The sequence below is a fragment of the Actibacterium sp. XHP0104 genome (assembly GCF_025751515.1).
Lineage (GTDB): Bacteria > Pseudomonadota > Alphaproteobacteria > Rhodobacterales > Rhodobacteraceae > Actibacterium_D.
On sequence record NZ_JAOWLE010000002.1, the window covers coordinates 187337 to 199681 of the forward strand.

Annotated in this window: 12 protein-coding genes; 8 read left to right on the forward strand and 4 right to left on the reverse strand. The window is 63.7% G+C overall.

Going from position 1 to position 12345, the window contains the following annotated elements; genetic code table 11:
* Positions 1-92 precede the first annotated feature (92 nt).
* Both rpoH and OE856_RS05325 read left to right on the forward strand, forming a co-directional pair.
* Positions 93-989: an RNA polymerase sigma factor RpoH gene (rpoH, locus tag OE856_RS05320; protein WP_263715012.1), complete on the forward strand. Its 897-nt coding sequence runs from the start codon at positions 93-95 to the stop codon at positions 987-989.
* Positions 990-1112: 123 nt separating this feature from the next.
* Positions 1113-1403: a DUF4389 domain-containing protein gene (locus tag OE856_RS05325; protein ID WP_263715013.1), complete on the forward strand. Its 291-nt coding sequence runs from the start codon at positions 1113-1115 to the stop codon at positions 1401-1403.
* A 9-nt stretch (positions 1404-1412) separates the two neighbouring features.
* On the opposite strand, the gene OE856_RS05330 is transcribed toward OE856_RS05325, so the two are convergent.
* Entirely contained in the window at positions 1413-3233 is a 1821-nt protein-coding gene (locus OE856_RS05330; RefSeq protein ID WP_263715014.1) for a M3 family oligoendopeptidase, read from the reverse strand.
* A gap of 129 nt (positions 3234-3362) precedes the next feature.
* Between OE856_RS05330 and OE856_RS05335 the strand changes: the two genes are divergently transcribed.
* Complete coding sequence (locus tag OE856_RS05335; protein WP_263715015.1) at positions 3363-4193, forward strand: fumarylacetoacetate hydrolase family protein; 831 nt, start codon at positions 3363-3365, stop codon at positions 4191-4193.
* Here OE856_RS05335 and OE856_RS05340 read toward each other — a convergent pair.
* Both OE856_RS05340 and OE856_RS05345 read right to left on the reverse strand, forming a co-directional pair.
* Positions 4178-5134 carry an alpha/beta fold hydrolase gene (locus tag OE856_RS05340; RefSeq protein ID WP_263715016.1) on the reverse strand — a complete coding sequence of 319 codons (957 nt, stop codon included), beginning with the start codon at positions 5132-5134 and terminating at the stop codon, positions 4178-4180. The two genes, OE856_RS05335 and OE856_RS05340, sit on opposite strands and share 16 nt — an antisense overlap.
* A gap of 4 nt (positions 5135-5138) precedes the next feature.
* Positions 5139-5426, reverse strand: a complete 288-nt coding sequence (locus OE856_RS05345; RefSeq protein ID WP_263715017.1) for an SCP2 sterol-binding domain-containing protein — start codon at positions 5424-5426, stop codon at positions 5139-5141.
* Between the two features lie 63 nt (positions 5427-5489).
* On the opposite strand from OE856_RS05345, the gene OE856_RS05350 reads away from it, so the two are divergent.
* From OE856_RS05350 to OE856_RS05370, 5 genes are all read left to right on the forward strand, one after another.
* Positions 5490-6050 carry a tetratricopeptide repeat protein gene (locus OE856_RS05350; RefSeq protein ID WP_263715018.1) on the forward strand — a complete coding sequence of 187 codons (561 nt, stop codon included), beginning with the start codon at positions 5490-5492 and terminating at the stop codon, positions 6048-6050.
* 10 nt (positions 6051-6060) lie between these two features.
* Positions 6061-8808, forward strand: a complete 2748-nt coding sequence (locus OE856_RS05355; protein WP_263715019.1) for a helicase-related protein — start codon at positions 6061-6063, stop codon at positions 8806-8808.
* A complete protein-coding gene (locus OE856_RS05360; protein ID WP_263715020.1) occupies positions 8809-9141 on the forward strand; it encodes an RNA-binding S4 domain-containing protein in 333 nt (110 codons plus the stop codon).
* 96 nt (positions 9142-9237) lie between these two features.
* Positions 9238-9576, forward strand: a complete 339-nt coding sequence (gene fdxA / locus OE856_RS05365) for a ferredoxin FdxA (RefSeq protein WP_263715021.1) — start codon at positions 9238-9240, stop codon at positions 9574-9576.
* A 293-nt stretch (positions 9577-9869) separates the two neighbouring features.
* Positions 9870-10379: a CarD family transcriptional regulator gene (locus OE856_RS05370; protein ID WP_263715022.1), complete on the forward strand. Its 510-nt coding sequence runs from the start codon at positions 9870-9872 to the stop codon at positions 10377-10379.
* A gap of 58 nt (positions 10380-10437) precedes the next feature.
* Here the strand turns inward: OE856_RS05370 and OE856_RS05375 are convergent, their stop codons facing one another.
* Entirely contained in the window at positions 10438-12336 is a 1899-nt protein-coding gene (locus OE856_RS05375; protein ID WP_263715023.1) for a monovalent cation:proton antiporter-2 (CPA2) family protein, read from the reverse strand.
* Positions 12337-12345 lie beyond the last annotated feature (9 nt).

The following is a 12345-nucleotide window of genomic DNA, read 5'->3' on the forward strand; positions in this document are numbered from 1 at the left end:
AAACCCGGTTTAATGGATGTCAGGATGAAAAACTTGAACCGATCGGTTCAGGTTCTACATATACCCTGATCGAAGGGAGCAAAGGATCATCAATGAGTAGCTACGCCAATCTTCCCGCGCCCAGTCCCGAACAGGGGCTGAACCGGTATCTGCAGGAGATTCGCAAGTTTCCGCTGTTGGAACCGGAACAGGAATACATGCTGGCCAAACGCTGGGTCGACCACCAGGACACCGAGGCCGCGCATCAGATGGTGACCAGCCACCTGCGTCTGGCCGCCAAGATCGCCATGGGCTATCGCGGCTATGGCCTGCCGCAGGCCGAGGTGATCTCTGAGGCCAACGTCGGTCTGATGCAGGCGGTCAAACGCTTTGACCCCGAAAAGGGCTTTCGCCTGGCGACCTATGCCATGTGGTGGATCCGCGCCTCGATCCAGGAATATATCCTGCGGTCGTGGTCGCTGGTGAAACTGGGCACGACCTCGGCGCAGAAAAAGCTGTTCTTCAACCTGCGCAAGGCCAAGGCCCGGATCGGCGCGCTGGAAGACGGCGACCTGCGCCCCGAGCACGTCGAACGGATCGCCCATGATCTGAACGTGACCGAGGACGAGGTGATCTCGATGAACCGCCGCCTGTCGGGGGGCGACGCGTCGCTGAACGTGACCGTCGGCGCCGATGGCGACACCACCACGCAATGGCAGGACTGGCTGGAAGACGAAGACGCCGACCAGGCCGAGGCCTATGCCGAACAGGACGAGCTGGAAAACCGCCGCGAACTGCTGGCCGAGGCGATGGATGTGCTGAACGACCGCGAAAAGGACATTCTGATCCAGCGCCGCCTGAGCGAGGAAAACGTTACGCTCGAGGATCTGTCGGCCCAATATGGCGTCAGCCGCGAACGCATCCGCCAGATCGAGGTGCGCGCCTTTGAAAAGCTGCAAAAGCGCGTGACCAGCCTGGCCCGCGAAAAGGGCATGCTGACCCCCGCCTGATCAGTGCCCGTAACCCGTGACAGGCCCGCCCATCGTGGCGGGCCTTTTTGCGTTTCCGCCCCCTTGTGCAGGCGCAGAATATCCCCATCTCAAGGGCAGAGCATATATTGCAAGGAGGCTCAAATGTCAGAGACTGTTGAAGCTCCGGAAATCGAACCCGGCACCGATGACGACCGCAAGGATGTCTGGCTGCGCGGCCTTTGGATGCTGATCCTGGCGGTGCTGTTCTCAGTCGCGCAGGGCGTGCTGCTGGCCTGCGCGGTGCTGCAATTCGGCTGGCTGCTGTTCGCGCGCGAAAAGAACAGCCATATCGCCGAGTTCGGCGACAAGCTGGGCAACTGGCTGTCCGCGACCGCGCGCTTTCAATCGGGCGCGTCCGAGGACAAGCCGTTTCCCTGGGCGAAATGGGGCTAGGCGCGCGGCCTAGTCCTCCATCGCCTCCAACTCGTCGATCATCGACGAGATCATCGACAGGCCCTTGTCCCAGAATTTCGGATCGCTGGCGTCCAGACCAAAGGGCGCCAGCAGTTCCTTGTGATGCTTTGACCCGCCGGCCTTGAGCATGTCGAAATACTTGTCCTGAAAATCGTCGCCGCTTTCCTGGTAGACGGCATAAAGCGCGTTCACCAGCCCGTCGCCGAACGCATAGGCGTAGACGTAAAACGGCGAGTGGACGAAATGCGGGATATAGGCCCAGAAGGTCTCGTAGCCCTCCATGAAGTTGAACACCGGGCCTAGGCTTTCGGCCTGAACGCTCATCCACAGGGCGCTGATGTCATCCGGGGTCAGCTCGCCGGCGCGCCGGGCCTCGTGCAGTTTGCATTCGAAATCATAGAACGCGATCTGCCGCACCACGGTGTTGATCATGTCCTCGACCTTGCCGGCCAGCAGGGTCTTGCGTTCGGCCTGGGTCTTGGCGTTATCCAACAGCTTGCGGAAGGTCAGCATCTCGCCGAACACGCTGGCGGTTTCCGCCAGGGTCAGCGGGGTCGAGGCCAAAAGCTCGCCCTGATCGGCGGCCAGAACCTGGTGCACGCCGTGGCCCAGCTCATGCGCCAGGGTCATCACGTCGCGCGGTTTGCCCAGATAGTTCAGCATCACATAGGGGTGCACATCCACCACGGTGGGGTGGGCAAAGGCGCCGGGTGCCTTGCCCGGCTTCACGCCCGCATCAATCCAGCCCTTGTCGAAAAACGGCTGCGCGATCTCGGCCATCTTGGGCGAGAAATCGGCATAGGCGTCCATCACCGTTTTGCGCGCGGTGGCCCAATCGACGGTCTTGGGGTCGTCGATGGGCAGGGGCGCGTTGCGGTCCCAGATCTCCATCGTGTCGAGGCCCATCCACTTGGCCTTGAGCGCGTAGTAACGGTGGCTGAGTTTCGGATAGGCCGCGACAACCGCGTTGCGCAGCGCCTCGACCACCTCGGGTTCGACATGGTTCGACAGGTGCCGCCCGGTTTGCGCGGTGGGCATCTTGCGCCAGCGGTCCTCGACCTCTTTTTCCTTGGCCAGCGTGTTGTGCACGCGGGTGAAAATCTTGATGTTTTCGCCAAAGACCCGCGCCAGCTCGCGCGCGCCGGCCTCGCGCTTGGCCCGGTCGGTATCCGACATCAGGTTCAACGTGCCCTCGATGTTCAGCTCTTCGCCATCGACCTCGAACATCAGCCCGGCAATGGTTTCATCGAACAGCTTGTTCCAGGCCGCCGCGCCCACAACCGACTGGTCATGCAGGAATTTTTCCAGCTCGTCCGACAGCTGATGGGGGCGCATGGCGCGCAGGCGGTCGAACACGGGCTTGTAGCGGGCGAAATCGGCATTGGCGGCGAAATGGCCGTCCAGCACCGCGTCGGGGATGCGGTTGATTTCCAGCGTATAGAACACCAGCGGCGTGGTGAAATTGGTGATCTTGTCCTGACAGTCCGAGAAGAACTTGGCCCGGCCCGCATCCATGGTGTTCTGGTAATAGCGCAGCCCGGCAAAGGACATGATGCGCCCGCCCACCACGTCGATGCGCTCGTATCGCTGCACGCAGGTCAGCCACTCATCGGCCGTCAGATCGGCCAGCTTGCCCTCGTAATCAGCGGCGAACCCGGCGCAGGCTTTCTCCAGCCAGCCCATGTCGGAGGTCAGCTCGGGCGCGTCCTCGGCGGTATAGAGGTCGCTCAGATCCCATTCGGGCAACTGGCCCAGCCCGCCGGCACTGGCATTGGCGTCGAACACGGGGCGGGGGGAACAGATGCGCATGGGATACCTCTTGTTTTGCTCTGACAAGAGATAGGCACGCCAACCCGCCGGGTTCAAGGCGCTTATGTCGCCTTGACGGGGCCGGGGTGGGGGCCTTTAGTGCCGATAGCATGACATGGAGGGGACACCATGAAATTCGTTCGTTTCGGGCCCGAAGGGGCCGAGCGCCCCGGCCTGATCGACGATCAGGGCACCCTGCGCGACCTGTCATCCGAGATGGAGGACCTCTCGGGCAGCGTTCTGTCGCATCTCGACGACTTTGATCCCCGTGGTCTGCCCGCCGTGCAGGGCACCCCCCGTCTGGGCGTGCCGGTGGGGCGCGTGGGCAAGTGCATCTGCATCGGGCTGAACTATTCCGACCATGCCGCCGAGGCGGGGATGGACGTGCCGTCGGAACCAATCGTGTTCATGAAGGCCACATCGGCGCTTTGCGGTCCCAATGATCCGATCATCCTGCCGCGCGGGTCGCAGAAAACCGACTGGGAGGTCGAGCTGGCCGTGGTGATCGGCCGCCGGTGCAAATACGTGACCCCGGCGCAGGCGCTGGATTACGTGGCCGGTTATATGGCGTTCAACGACCTGTCGGAACGCGCCTTCCAGATCGAGCGCGGCGGCCAGTGGACCAAGGGCAAAAGCTGCGACAGCTTTGGCCCCTGCGGCCCCTGGCTTGTCACCCCGGACGATGTGGGCAACCCGCAGGATCTGACGCTCTCTCTGTCGGTTAATGGCGAACCGATGCAGCAGGGCAGCTCGTCCAAGATGGTGTTCACCGTGCCCGAGGTGATCAGCTATCTCAGCCAGATGATGACCCTGCATCCGGGTGATGTCATCGCCACCGGCACCCCGCCCGGCGTGGGCATGGGGCTGAAACCGCCGCGCTATCTGCGCGCGGGCGATGTGGTCGAGCTGGAGATCGAGAAGCTGGGCCGCCAGCGCCAGGTGGTTCAGGCCGACAGCTGATCGCGCTGGGCGTCGAAGAGGGCGCAGACCGTGTCAAAGAAATGGGCGCGGGTGTCGTGCCCTTCCATCATCATCTCGTGGCGCGCGCCGGGGATTTCGTGCAGCACGCCGTTTGGCCAGCCGGCCATATAGGCGCGGATCGCCTCGAGACAGACGATTTCCTCGTCGCTGCCCAGAAAGGCAACCGCGGGCACACCGGGGGCCGGCAGCCCCATCAGCGCCACGCATTCCTGCAAGCCCTCACGCACCCAGCGGATCGTCGGACCGCCCAGGCCCAGCTTGGGCTGCGCGGCCAGTTGAGCCTGCATATAGCGATACATGTCGGCATCTGTGGTCAGCAGGTTCGCGTCAAACGGGGCGGTTTCGACATAGGATTTCGGCCCCGTCGTGCCGGGCGTATAGGCGGCACCCAGGCCGACCCGATCAAGCCCCCGCAGCACGTTGCCGGCCACCGGGCGCAGCATCTTCGAGATCTGGATACCCCACATCGGCGCCGAAAACGCCGCGGCGCGCACTTCGAGCCCGCCCAGCAGGGCGCGCAATCCGATCGCGCCGCCCATGGAATGCGCCAGCATGAACTGCGGCCCCGGCAGGCTCAGGCCGGGCAGGGCGTCGGCCACCGCCGCCACGTCATGCTGAAAATCGCTGAACTGCGTGACATGACCGCGCATCGGGTCGTCAAGCAGGTGATCGGCCAGCCCCTGGCCGCGCCAGTCGACCGCCACCGTCGCATAGCCGCGCGCCAACAGATCGCCCGCAGCGCGGCCGTATTTCTCGGCATACTCGGTGCGGCCCGGAAACAGCAGAACCGTGCCCCTGTCGGCCTGCTCGAGGCCCCAGATCGCGACCCTGATCCGCACCCCGTCCGCCGTGTGCAGCCACAGCGCGCGCCCGTCGCGGGGCCCGTCGGCAATGTCGTCGAACAGCGGCGCGGGTGTCATGGCATCAGCCTAGCGCCGACCCCAGGCGCATCGCCATGCCCATGTCGCCATCAAGCCGCAGCTTGCCCGTCATGAAGGCCGAGGCCGGGTTCAGGTCGCCCGCCAGCATGTCCTCAAACACCTCGCGGGTGGCGGTCAGGGTGACATCGGCGGCCTCGTCACCGGCATGAACGCCGCTGCCATCGACCATGATCGCGCCTTCGCCCTCGATCACGAATTTCGCCACACCGTCGAACCCGTCGGCCAGCTTGCGCTGCAGCGCCGCGACGGCGCCCTCGATCACTTTGCTCATCAATTTCCTCCGATCGCGCGGCAGTGACTTGGATTGTGCCGCGTTTGGGTTACTGTCCTGTTTATGGTGATCAAGTGCAACATCCTCAATGCGATGCGGGCCGCGCTGCTGCTGCTTGGGCTGAGCTTTGTCCATGACGCTGCGGCACAGACCCGGCTGGATGAACTTTACGCCGAACTGGCCCGGCCCGACCTGCCCAACTGGGAAATGGTCGAGGACGAGATCTGGAAGGAATGGTCGAAATCGGGCTCTCCCGCGATGGATCTGCTGCTCAAACGCGCGCGCGACGCGATGGAGGCGGGTGATTTCGCGCTGGCGGTCGAACATCTGACCGCACTGACCGACCATGCGCCGGATTTCGCCGAAGGCTATAACGCCCGCGCCAGTGCCTATTTCCAGCTCGGCCTCTTCGGCCCGGCGGTGGATGATCTGCGCCGCGCGCTGGCGCTGAACCCGCGGCATTTCGGCGCAATGATCGGGCTGGGCAGCATCCTCGAGGATGTGGGCGACACGGAAAAGGCACTGCGCGCTTTTCGCGCGGCCCTTGCTATACATCCCCACGAACCCGACCTAAAAGAAGCCGTCGAACGGCTCGAGCGCGAGGTCTCGGGCGCGGCACTCTGAGGATTGGGCCATGGGCCAGCAAGGGCGTGTGACGGCGGTTTTGGGGCCGACCAACACGGGCAAGACACATTATGCCATCGAGCGCATGCTGGCGCATCGCACCGGGGTCATCGGATTGCCGCTGCGCCTGCTCGCGCGCGAGGTCTATGACCGCATTGTCGCCCTGCGCGGACCCTCGGTGGTGGCGCTGGTCACGGGCGAGGAACGCATCGTGCCCGACCGCACCCAATACTGGGTCTGCACCGTCGAGGCGATGCCCACCGGCATGGGCGCCGATTTCCTGGCGGTTGATGAAATTCAGCTATGCGCCGACCCCGAACGCGGCCATGTCTTTACCGACCGGCTGCTGAATGCGCGTGGCCTGCACGAAACGCTTTTCCTGGGCAGCGACACCATGCGCAGCGCCATCGCGGCGCTGGTGCCGGGGGCGCAGTTCATGCGGCGCGAGCGGTTTTCCGAGCTGACCTACGCAGGTTCGAAAAAGATAAGCAGAATGCCCCCACGCGCCGCGATCGTCGGGTTTTCTGTTGAAAACGTCTATGCCATCGCCGAGCTGATCCGCCGCCAAAAGGGCGGTTGCGCGGTCGTCATGGGCGCGCTGTCGCCCCGCACGCGCAACGCGCAGGTGGCCATGTATCAAAGCGGCCTAGTCGATTACCTGGTCGCCACCGACGCGATCGGCATGGGGCTGAATCTCGACATCACCCATGTAGCCTTTTCCGGCCTGCGCAAGTTCGACGGCCGCCGGATGCGCGAACTGGCCCCCAACGAGCTGGCCCAGATCGCCGGGCGGGCAGGGCGTCACATGCGCAGCGGCAGTTTCGGCGTCACCGGCGAGGCCCCGCCCCTGCACCCCGAGGTGGTCGAGGCCATCACCAGCCATTCCTTCACCCCGCTGCGCAAGCTCAACTGGCGTAACGAGCGGCTGGAATTCGGCACGATCGACCGGCTGATCGGCTCACTCGAGGCGCCCACCGACCACGAATGGCTGTCCCGCGCCCGCGAGGCTGACGACCTGCGCGCCCTGCGTAACCTGGCCGACAGCGCCGACATCCGCGACCGGGTGCAGGGCGCGCCCGATGTGCGGCTGCTGTGGGATGTCTGCCGCATTCCCGATTTCCGAGGCATATCCTCGGCCGAACATGCCGGGTTGCTGGAACGCATCTTCGGCTTTCTGCACGGGGGCGGGCGGGTGCCCGATGACTGGCTGGCGCGGCAGATCAGACGCATCGACCGCACGGATGGCGACATTGACACATTGTCGAAACGTCTGGCCTATATTCGCACTTGGACCTATGTCGCCCAGCGGAACGGCTGGGTCGATGACGAATCTCATTGGCGCGGGGCGACCCGCGCTGTAGAAGACCGGCTGTCGGATGCGCTGCACGGTGCGCTGACCAAACGATTTGTTGACCGGCGGACATCAGTCTTGCTTCGCCGGTTAAAGCAGAAGGAGGGCCTTGTGGCCGACGTGAATGACAAGGGTGAAGTGACGGTCGAAGGCGAATTCGTCGGCCGTCTGGAAGGGTTTCGTTTTCGCCAGGATGCAAGCAGCAGCCCGGACGAGGCAAAGACCCTGTATCAGGCCAGCATGGCGGCGCTGAAGCCCGAATTCCATCTGCGCGCGGATCGTTTCTATAACGCCCCCGACACAGAGCTGGATTTCACCGAACAGGGTGGCCTGATGTGGGGCGAGAACGCCGTCGGCAAGCTGGTTGCCGGCGCCGAACCGCTGAAGCCGCAGGTTCAGGCCTTTGTCGATGAAGAGGCGGGCGAGGACGTGGCCGAGAAGGTGCGCCGCCGCTTGCAGCATTTCATCGACCGCAAGGTTGCGACGCTGTTCGAGCCGCTGTTGAACATGGGCCGCGACGAGACCCTGACCGGGCTGTCGCGCGGCTTTGCCTTCCGCATGATCGAGAATTTCGGCATCATCCCGCGCGACCAGATCGCCGGCGAGGTCAAGGAACTGGATCAGGACGCGCGCGGCGTGCTGCGCAAGCATGGCATCCGCTTTGGCCAGTTCACGATCTTCATGCCGCTGCTGCTGAAACCCGCGCCGACGCGTCTGCGCCTGGTGCTGTGGTCGCTGGCCAACAAGCTGGACGAATTCCCCGAAAGCCCGCCGCCGGGCCTGGTGACGATCCCCGTGGTGGATGTGCCCGATGGCTATTACACCCTGTCGGGCTATCGCCGTGCCGGTCAGCGCGCGATCCGCATCGATATGCTGGAACGCCTGGCCGACCTGCTGCGCGCGCAAGACAGCCGTGGCGGTTTCGAGGCCAATCCCGACATGCTGTCGATCACCGGCATGACGCTGGAACAGTTCGCCGACCTGATGCAGGGGCTGGGCTATAAGGCCGAAAAAGGCGAACGCGCCAAGGTCAAGGCCGCGCCCGAACCCGCGCCCGTTGTCGACCCCGATGCGCCGGCGCCCGCGCCGATCCCCGAGGGCGAATCGGCCATACCTGCCGCCGAAGAACCGGCCGAGCCCGAGGTCGAGGTCTATTACACCTTTGCCTGGGCCCCCCGTCGTCAGGGCGGTGGCAAGCCGCGCGGCGAACGGCCGCAGGGCGGCAAGGGCAAACCGCGCGCCGCCGGTGGCGGTGCAGGTGGTGGCAAGGGCGGCCCGCGTGGCAAGGGCAAGCCGCGCGACAACAGCCCCAAGAGCTATCAGGCGCGCCCCCCGCGCAAGGAAAAGCCGATCGATCCTGACAACCCGTTTGCAGCGGCTCTGATGGGCCTGCGGGACAAGAAATAAGTGTCCGACGGCGATCGCCCGGCGATCAGGCTGGACAAGTGGCTGTGGCATGCGCGGTTCTTCAAGACGCGCACGCTGGCGGCCAGGGTCGTGTCTGCCGGGCATCTGCGCCTGAACAGCGTCAAGATGTCAAAGCCCGGGCACCGCGTCGTGCCCGGCGACGTTCTGACCTTTCCGCAAGGGGCGGTGATCCGCGTGGTGCGCGTGCTGGCGCCCGGCACGCGGCGCGGTCCGGCCCCCGAGGCGCAGGCGCTGTATGCCGACCTGATGGCCGACAAGGACGCCGTTCCGGGCCGTGCCGAAAATCCGGGCAGCGATCAGCCTGGCGCCTGAGAGCAGCGACAGATTGCCCTTTTGCCCACGCCGCCGCTTGAATGATTGGCCCGGCTGGTCTAGCTAGGCCCTGTCAAAGGAAATGAGGCTAAACGCATGACCTATGTCGTCATCGAAAACTGTATCGCTTGCAAATACACCGACTGCGTCGAGGTATGCCCGGTGGATTGTTTCTACGAAGGCGAGAACATGCTGGTGATTCACCCCGATGAATGCATCGACTGCGGCGTGTGCGAACCCGAATGCCCCGCCGACGCCATCCGCCCCGATACCGAGCCGGACATGGAAAAATGGGTCGAGTTCAACCGGAAATACTCCGAGATGTGGCCGGTGATCATTTCCAAGAAGGATCCGCTGCCCGATTATGAAGAGCGCGACGGCGAAGCGGACAAATTGAACAAGTATTTTTCCGAAGCCGCCGGCGAAGGCAGCTGACACGATTCGCGAAAATCCGCCGGTTTGTCTCCGAAATAGCGGGTTCTTGCGCAAGTTTTGAACAAAAAACCACGTGATCACCCCGTGGCGCTGCATTGCGGCGCTTTGAAAACGTGAATTTTTTTGCTATATTACTGTTACAAATGACCGCAACACTCGGACATCCACACGCAGAGCTGCTCGCCTGCGGCGTGGTTTTCTAACGACTGATTGGCCCACTGACCGAAAATCAAGGTTTTCGGCATGGGCTTCGTCGCTGAAGTGTCCAGTGGTCGCAACGAGGAATGCATTGCATGAGCAAGACCAAGAAATCTGAATTCCGCCCGAACGATTACGTTGTTTATCCCGCTCATGGTGTCGGTCAGATCGTATCGATCGAAGAGCAGGAAATCGCGGGCATCGCGCTGGAGCTGTTCGTCATCTCGTTCGAGAAGGACAAGATGACCCTGCGCGTGCCGACGAACAAGGCAACCGAGATCGGGATGCGTTCGTTGTCGTCGCCCGACATCGTGTCCAAGGCGATGACCACGCTTAAGGGCAAGGCAAAGGTCAAGCGTGCCATGTGGTCGCGCCGGGCGCAGGAATATGAGCAGAAGATCAATTCCGGTGACCTGATCGCCATTGCCGAGGTCGTTCGCGACCTGCACCGAACCGATGATCAGCGCGAGCAAAGCTACTCCGAGCGTCAGCTCTATGAAGCCGCGCTGGAACGCCTGACCCGCGAAGTCGCGGCTGTCAGCGGTCTGGATGAGAGCAACGCCCAGAAACAGGTCGACGAAGTCCTGATTTCGCGCGCCGCCTGATCCGGCCAAAAGATTACGGGAAACCGCGTCCGGGCAACCGGGCGCGGTTTTTCTTTGCTCAGCCGGCCTTTTCGACCGTTCCGGTCATATCTTCGACCTCTTGGCGAACCAGGGCGGCCTCGAGCTCTTTGTTCAGCTGGCGCGCGCGTTCCATGTAGGGCTCGTTTTGGTCCAGCGGCACGCCGGGCTTCCACAGCGCGGCCAGCTCTCGCAGGGCCTGGCGGTCGCGCTTGTAGAACGTGGTTTCCACCTGGTTGGCCTCGAAATCCGACAGGCCCAGATCTTCCAGCACATAGCGGGCGGCGCGCAGCGAGCTGTCGAACATCTCGCGCACGATATGATCGGCGCCGGCGGCATAGAGCTCGTAAACATGCACCCGGTCGCGGGCGCGGGCGACGATGTGGATATCGGGCCGCTTGTGCCGCGCATATTTCACCAGCTTGGTGTTCTGCTCGTCATTATCCAGCGCCGCCACCAGCACCTTGGCCGTCGGCAACCCGGCGGCATGCAGCAGTTCGGGGCGGGTGGGGTCGCCGAAAAACGCCTTGAACCCGAATTTGCGCAACAGCTGGATGGTCTTCAGGTCATGGTCCAGCACCGTCGCGCGATAGCCCGACATTTGCAGCATCCGGTTCACCACCTGCCCGAACCGGCCGACCCCGGCGATGATGATCGAATGCTGTTCGTCGATGTCATCAGCGTCAGGCTGGTCCGACCCCACGGCATCGCGCAGGCGTTTGGCCAGCTTGTCATGCAGGATAAAGAACAGCGGCGTCAGCATCATCGACATGGCGATGATCAGCAGCAGCGGCTGGCCCAGGCTGGTTGGCAGCACGCTGGTCTGCGACGCAAAGGAAATCAGCACAAAGCCGAATTCACCCGCCTGCGCCAGCCCCAGCGTAAACAGCCAGCGATGGCCGCCGCGCAGCTTGAACAGGGTCGCGATGCCGTAAAGGATCAACCCCTTCAGCGCCATCATCGCGATGGTCAGCCCCATGATGTCGACCGGCCGGGCGAACAGCAGGTGAAAGTTGATACCCGCGCCCACGGTCATGAAAAAGAGCCCCAGCAACAGGCCCTTGAACGGCTCGATATTGCTTTCCAACTCGTGCCGGAATTCCGAGTTCGCCAGCACCACGCCCGCCAGGAACGTTCCCAGCGCGGGCGACAGGCCGACCATGATCATCAAGATCGCGATTCCCACCACGATCAGCAGGGCAACTACCGTGAACATCTCGTGCAGGCGGGTCGAATGCAGCAGCCGGAACAGCGGCGGCATGGCAAAGCGGCTGATCACCACCACCACCACCACGGCAGCGATCGTGGCCAGGGTCACCCCCCAGGCGGGCAGGTGCGTTACCAGCGATACCGCGCTTTCATGGGCGGAATCGGCGGCCTGGCTGGGGCGGCTGAGGCTGCCATCGGGCGACAGCGTCGGCCCCTGCGCGATTGCCAGCAGCGGCAGCAGCGCCAGCATCGGGATCACCGCGATATCCTGCGTCAGCAGCACCGCAAAGGTCGACCGCCCGCCCAGGGTCCGCGTCAGGTCTTTCTCGCGCAGCGTCTGCATCACGATCGCGGTTGACGACAGCGCCAGCACCAGCCCCACCGCCAGCGCTGTCTGCCAGGGCAGGCCCAGCCACAGCGCGCCCAGCATCACCCCCGCCGTCGTCAGCGTGATCTGCAGCCCGCCCAGACCCAGCAGCGTTGTCCGCATGTTCCACAGCGCGCGCGGGTCCATCTCCAGCCCGATCAGGAACAGCATCATCACCACGCCGAATTCGGCGAAATGCTGAAGATCCTGCATTTCGGACCCGACCAGCCCCAGCACCGGCCCGATCAGAACCCCCGCGATCAGGTAGCCCAGAACCGAGCCCAACCCCAGGCGCGTCGCGAGCGGCACGGTGACCACGGCGGCGGTCAGGTAGATGGTGGCAAGCAGAAGGAAACCTTCCATAATCGGTCC